We start from the raw sequence: 5,972 nt of genomic DNA on the forward strand, positions 1-5,972 counted from the left end.
GATATTTGGATTTCATATTTTAAAAACTCCTTTATTATTATTCATATATATATTGTCCTTAAATGAATATTTGTATGTTTAAGTTTTTTAATTTGTCAAATTATGATATAATAAAATTTTGATGAACGTTAAAAATAAAGATATATAAATATAGGAGGCTACTTATGGCAAATACTTTTTATATAGTAAGACATGGACAAACTAATTGGAATATATTAGGCAAAACGCAAGGACATGGGAATTCAGATTTAACAGAGAAAGGAATAGAACAAGCTACTGAGCTTGCTGATAGTTTAGCTAAAAATCATAAAATAGACTATATATTTTCAAGCGATTTAGGCAGAGCTGTTCAAACTGCTAATATACTTGGAGACGGTTTAGGACTAAGCGTTTGTGAAACGCCAGCTCTTAGAGAAATGGGATTTGGTAAATGGGAAGGTTTATTAATAGATGAAATAAAAATGAATTATGCAGATATATATAATACATGGAGAAATGAACCGCATTTAGTTGAAATTCCTGAAGGAGAAACTTTACATATAATAAAAGATAGAGTAGATAATTTTATAAATGAACTTAATAATAAATATGATAATAAACACATATTACTTGTAACTCACTCTGTAACTGTTAGGGTTATGCTTTTATCTTTCTTAAATTCAGGTATGGAAAATATATATAGAATTAAGCAAGACAATACTGCTTTAAATATAGTTGAATACAGAGATTATGGACCAGTTATAATAAAAATGAATGATACTACTCATATCAAAAACAATGAAAAAATAAACAACTCAGCACTTGAGTAAGGAGATATAAATATGGCAAAAGTTATAGTTGTTGGAGGTGGACCGGCTGGCATAATGGCCGCAATATCAGCTTCAAAACAAAATGAGGTAATTCTAATAGAAAAAAACAATGAAATAGGAAAAAAGCTTAAACTTACAGGCGGTGGAAGATGTAACATAACTAATAATAGAAATATAGAAGACTTTTTTGACAAGATAGTTAATAATAAAAAGTTTTTATATAGTTCTTTTTATACATTCTCAAACTATAATCTATTAGAATATTTTAAAGACAATAATTTAGAGTATAAAGTTGAATATGATGAAAAAGTATATACTAAATCAGACAAAGCTGATGATGTTATAAATGTGTTGTTAAATAATCTTTTAAAAAATAATGTTGAAATAATATATAATACAACTGTTTGTGACTTAGTTATAGAAGATGGTGAAGCTAAAGGAGTTGTAACTAATAAAGGAGAAAAAATTAGTTGCGATAAATTAATTGTAACTACTGGGGGTAAAAGTTATCCAGCAACAGGTTCTGATGGGTCTATGTTTGAAATTTTAAAAAAATATGGACATGAAATAAAACCTCTATATCCAGCATTAATCCCTTTAGTTACACAAGAGAGTTTTGTGAAAAATTTACAAGGTGTAGCTATGAAAGATGTTTGCATAAGTACTAAAATTAAAAAGAAAAAAATTGAAACTCAAGGTGACATGATATTTACGCATTTTGGAATATCAGGACCTGCAGTACTAAAATTTTCTTCATATATAAATAAAGCCCTTGATAATAATCCTATTGAAATTACAATAGACTTTTTACAAAAAACTTCAAGTGATGAATTGTCAAAGATAATAAGAGAAAATCCAAATAAAAATATACTAACAAATTTAAAAAGTATATTACCACAAAACTTTTTAAAAGAAATATTAACTTTACTTAATTTAAGTGATAAAAAACCTAATGAATTAAAAAAAGAAGATGAATTAAAAATTATTGAATATATAAAGTGTATGAAATTAACTGTTTCTGAGATGCTAACAATTAAAGCTGCGATGGTAACTAGTGGCGGAGTTAGTGTAAAGGAAATAAATTCATCTAATTTAGAATCTAAAATAATTAAAAATTTATTCTTTGCTGGAGAGGTTATAGATGTAGATGCTGAGACTGGCGGATATAATCTTCAAATAGCTTTTTCAACAGGGTATTTAGCAGGAAGTGATTATTAATGAAAGTATTAGCAGTTAGAGGAGCGACAACAGTTAATGAAAACTCCATAGAAGAAATATTAAATGAAACTAAAGTACTGATAGAAAACATAATAAAAGAAAATGATATATTAGAAGAGGATATTATAAGTATGGTCTTTACGATGACTAGTGATTTAGATACAGTATACCCATCTGTAGCTGTAAGAGATTTATTAAATATTTGTGACACACCTTTACTTAATTTTGAAGAAAAGTATATTCAAGGTAGTCTCAGAAAATGTATTAGAGTTATGGTAAATATAAATAGTGAAAAGTCAAAGTCTGAGATTAAACATATATATCTAAATAATGCTAAAAATTTAAGACCAGACATAGTTGAATAGGAGTGAGTAATATGAAAAATTTAGTAATAGCAGTAGATGGACCAGCAGGTGCAGGGAAAAGTACAATAGCAAAAATAGTAGCTGATAAAATGAATATAAATTATATAGATACAGGAGCAATGTATAGAGCTATAACATATAAAGTGCTTCAAAGTGGAATAGATATTAATAATGAAAATGAAGTAATTGAAATTGCAAAAAAAAGTGATATAGATTTTAAAGATAATAATATCTATCTTGACGGAAAGATTTTAAAAGAGGAAATTAGAACTCCTGAAGTTAGTCATAACGTATCTAATGTAGCACAAATAAAAGATGTTAGACATTTAATGGTTGATGTTCAAAGAGATATTGGTAATAAAAGTTCTGTTATCTTAGATGGAAGAGATATCGGATCATATGTTTTCCCAAATGCTGACTATAAGTTTTTCTTAGTTGCTTCTTCAAAAGAAAGAGGAGAAAGAAGATATAAAGAACTTATAAAAAAAGGATATAATACTACTTTAGAAGAAGTTATTAATGATGTAATAAGAAGAGACGAAATTGATTCTAATAGAGAATTCGCACCTTTAGTTAAAGCTAACGATGCAATTGAAATTGATACTACAGGAAAAAGTATAGATAAAGTAGTTGAATCAGTTATAGATAAAATAAAGTAAGTCAAATTGAAGGGAGATTAATGTGAAATTTTATAACTTTGTAACAGGCGTTTTAAATGTATTCTCACGCGTGTTTTTTAAATTTAGAGTTGAAGGAATTGAAAATATACCTCAAAAAGGTTCTATAATAATTGCTGCAAATCATAAGTCAAATTTAGACCCGATTTTTTTAGCTGCATGTATGCACAAAAATAGACCTATTACAGCTGTTGCTAAAAAAGAATTGTTTAAAGTGAAACCTTTAGGATATATATTAAATAAAATAAATGTTATTCCTGTAGATAGAGAAAATCCAACTGCATCTACGGTAAAAAGTATTTTAAAAATCCTTAGAAATGATGGATGCATAGGAATGTTTCCTGAAGGTACTAGAAGTAAGGATGTTGGGTTTTTAGAAGCTAAGGCAGGTCTAGGTATGTTTGCTGTAAAAGGAAAGTCTTTAGTAATACCTATGTCTATAATAACTAACTATAGACTATTTAATAGAGTTACAATATACATAGATAAACCTATCTCATTTGAAGATTATTATAAAGAAAAGTTAACAAGTGACGATTACCAAAGATTATCTCAAAATGTACTAGATGTAATAAAAGAAAATTATTATAAGAATGCAAAATAGGGGGATCAATATGGAAGTTAAAATAGCCAAAAATGCTGGATTTTGCTTTGGAGTCAAAAGAGCTATGAAGATGGCTTGGGATGAACTTCAAAAAAGCGAAGACGGCATATATGCTCTTGGTCCATTAATTCATAATAAACAAGCGGTTTTAAAATATGAAGAAAATGGATTAAAAACTATTGATGAAGTAAGAGAAGTTCCTACATCAAAGAGCATGATCATTAGAAGTCATGGTGTAGGTGAGATTGTATATACAGAGTCAAAAGAAAAAGGTCTTAATGTAATTGATACAACTTGCCCTTTTGTAAAAAAAATTCATGAGGTAGCTAAAAAACATTATTCTCAAGGGTTTGATATAATTGTTATAGGCGATGCGAAACATCCTGAAGTTATAGGAATTAACGGATGGTGTAATAATGAAGCTATAATAATAAAAACTTTAGAAGACTTAGAAAATATAAGTTTAGATAAAAATAAAAAATATTGTGTAGTTGCTCAAACTACAATTAATATTGATTTATATAATAAAATATTAGAAGCTTTATCTAATAAACTTGATAATGTAATATTCAATAATACTATATGCTCTGCTACTAAAGTTAGACAAGAGGCTGCTAAAGAAATATCATCGGATGTTGATATGATGGTAGTAGTTGGAGGTAAGCATAGTTCTAATACTCAAAAACTAGTTCAAATATGTCAGGAATATGTTCCTACATTAGCTATAGAAACAGTAAATGAATTGAATCCAGAAGATTTTAAAGGGTTTAAAAAAGTGGGATTAACAGCAGGAGCGTCTACTCCTGATTGGATAATTGAAGAAGTTATAAGTTATATTAAAGCTTTGTAAAAACTTTGTAAAAAGGGATATATAAATATATCCCTTTTTATTATGCTATGCCCAATTTCCATTTTTAAATATTTGGATTTCTTTACCATCCTTAGTTAAACCAAATATATTCATATCACTAGAACCTATCATAAAATCATCATGAGTTATACTATCATTTACACCGTATTTATCCATATCCTCTTTTGATATCTCGCTACCATTTTCTATACTTGTTTTATATGCAGAGCCTAAAGCTAAGTGACAAGATGCATTTTCATCATATAAAGTAGTATAATAAACTATTCCAGTGTTAGATATAGGTGAGTTATTTTCAACTAACGCAACTTCACCTAAATAACAAGATCCATTATCTAATTCTAATAATGATTTTAATGACTCATAACCTACCTCTGCATTGTAATCAACAACTTTACCATCTTTAAATGTTAATGTGAATTTATCTATTATAGTTCCATTGTATATAAATGGTTTTGTATTAGAAACAACACCATTAACTTTAAATTTATGAGGTAGAGTGTATACTTCTTCTGTTGGGATATTTGCTGTAAATTCTATACCATTTGGATCTACACTTGAACCTCCAGCCCATACGTGTCCTTCAGGCAAATCTATATGTAAATCAGTTTTAGAAGATTTAAAGTGTAAAGATTTGAATCTATGATTATTTAAAAACATAACTTTTTCAGCTAATTTAGAATTGTGATTTTTCCAAGATGATATAGGATTATCAGTATCTACTCTAGTACACTTAAATATATAATCCCATAATTTATCTATAGCTTCATTTTTATCTAACTCGGGGAATACTTTAGATGACCATTCTTTATTAGGTGCAGATACAATAGTCCACTTAATTTTATCTGATATAATAGCATCTCTCCATAACGGTATACTTTCACTAGATGCTTTACTAGCTTTTTGCATTCTTATAGGATCTACATCTTTAAATATAGTAGGGTTAGAAGAGTCTATATTTATAATACATACTCCTTTGTCTAATAATGAATTGTATTTTTCTATTTTCCATTTAGGAAATTCATCAAAAATGTCTTCTGGAGCTTTTATATATTTTATCAAAGAACTTTCTTCATCGCTCCATTCAATTTCAACATCTCTAGCACCTAAATCATAAGCAGCATTTACTATTTCTCTAGCAAAATCTGTACAAGATATAGGAGCTCTTAAAAGAAGCGTTTGTCCTCTTTGAAGATTTACCCCAACTTTTACTGCTAACTCAGCGTATTTTTTTAATTTAATTTTGAATTCCATAGTAACCTCCAATATCACATATTTATTAATTAAATTATATAATAATAAAACATCTTTAAGTTGAAATTTTTATTATTTTTTCGAAATAAGTTTACATAATATTATTATATTGAACAAATTTTATGAGGTTTTATTTAAAGTGCATAAAATTCAATTTAAATGCCTTTAAAAACTAAA

The 5,972-nt window shown here is 27.4% G+C and carries 7 protein-coding genes; 6 read left to right on the forward strand and 1 reads right to left on the reverse strand.

Annotated features, from left to right (window positions below; translation table 11 throughout):
• Positions 1–164 precede the first annotated feature (164 nt).
• Genes VN21_RS14370 through VN21_RS14395 form a run of 6 tightly spaced genes read left to right on the forward strand, consistent with a single transcriptional unit; the run spans position 165 to position 4,523 of the window.
• The gene (locus VN21_RS14370) at positions 165–809 is read left to right on the forward strand and encodes a histidine phosphatase family protein (RefSeq protein ID WP_046823872.1); all 645 of its coding nucleotides are present in this window, start codon (positions 165–167) and stop codon (positions 807–809) included.
• 12 nt (positions 810–821) lie between these two features.
• Positions 822–2,027, forward strand: coding sequence for a BaiN/RdsA family NAD(P)/FAD-dependent oxidoreductase (locus VN21_RS14375; RefSeq protein WP_046823873.1), 1,206 nt, complete (start codon positions 822–824; stop codon positions 2,025–2,027).
• Entirely contained in the window at positions 2,027–2,392 is a 366-nt protein-coding gene (gene aroH, locus VN21_RS14380) for a chorismate mutase (RefSeq protein ID WP_046823874.1), read from the forward strand. The genes VN21_RS14375 and aroH overlap by 1 nt, the downstream gene beginning before the upstream one ends.
• A gap of 11 nt (positions 2,393–2,403) precedes the next feature.
• Positions 2,404–3,051, forward strand: coding sequence for a (d)CMP kinase (gene cmk, locus VN21_RS14385; protein WP_025161907.1), 648 nt, complete (start codon positions 2,404–2,406; stop codon positions 3,049–3,051).
• A gap of 22 nt (positions 3,052–3,073) precedes the next feature.
• Positions 3,074–3,673, forward strand: a complete 600-nt coding sequence (locus VN21_RS14390; protein ID WP_046823875.1) for a lysophospholipid acyltransferase family protein — start codon at positions 3,074–3,076, stop codon at positions 3,671–3,673.
• Between the two features lie 10 nt (positions 3,674–3,683).
• Positions 3,684–4,523: a 4-hydroxy-3-methylbut-2-enyl diphosphate reductase gene (locus VN21_RS14395; protein ID WP_025161909.1), complete on the forward strand. Its 840-nt coding sequence runs from the start codon at positions 3,684–3,686 to the stop codon at positions 4,521–4,523.
• Positions 4,524–4,568: 45 nt separating this feature from the next.
• Here the strand turns inward: VN21_RS14395 and VN21_RS14400 are convergent, their stop codons facing one another.
• Positions 4,569–5,795, reverse strand: coding sequence for an aminopeptidase (locus VN21_RS14400; RefSeq protein ID WP_046823876.1), 1,227 nt, complete (start codon positions 5,793–5,795; stop codon positions 4,569–4,571).
• Positions 5,796–5,972 lie beyond the last annotated feature (177 nt).

Source organism: Paraclostridium benzoelyticum (assembly GCF_001006285.1).
GTDB classification, from domain to species: Bacteria; Bacillota; Clostridia; order Peptostreptococcales; family Peptostreptococcaceae; genus Paraclostridium; species Paraclostridium benzoelyticum.

Excerpts from the sequence above, each read along its gene's own strand:
- VN21_RS14370 (WP_046823872.1), top strand. The coding sequence starts at position 165 with ATGGCAAATACTTTTTATATAGTAAGACATGGACAAACTAATTGGAAT.
- VN21_RS14375 (WP_046823873.1), top strand. The coding sequence starts at position 822 with ATGGCAAAAGTTATAGTTGTTGGAGGTGGACCGGCTGGCATAATGGCC.
- aroH (WP_046823874.1), top strand. The coding sequence starts at position 2,027 with ATGAAAGTATTAGCAGTTAGAGGAGCGACAACAGTTAATGAAAACTCC.
- cmk (WP_025161907.1), top strand. The coding sequence starts at position 2,404 with ATGAAAAATTTAGTAATAGCAGTAGATGGACCAGCAGGTGCAGGGAAA.
- VN21_RS14395 (WP_025161909.1), top strand. The coding sequence starts at position 3,684 with ATGGAAGTTAAAATAGCCAAAAATGCTGGATTTTGCTTTGGAGTCAAA.
- VN21_RS14400 (WP_046823876.1), bottom strand. The coding sequence starts at position 5,795 with ATGGAATTCAAAATTAAATTAAAAAAATACGCTGAGTTAGCAGTAAAA.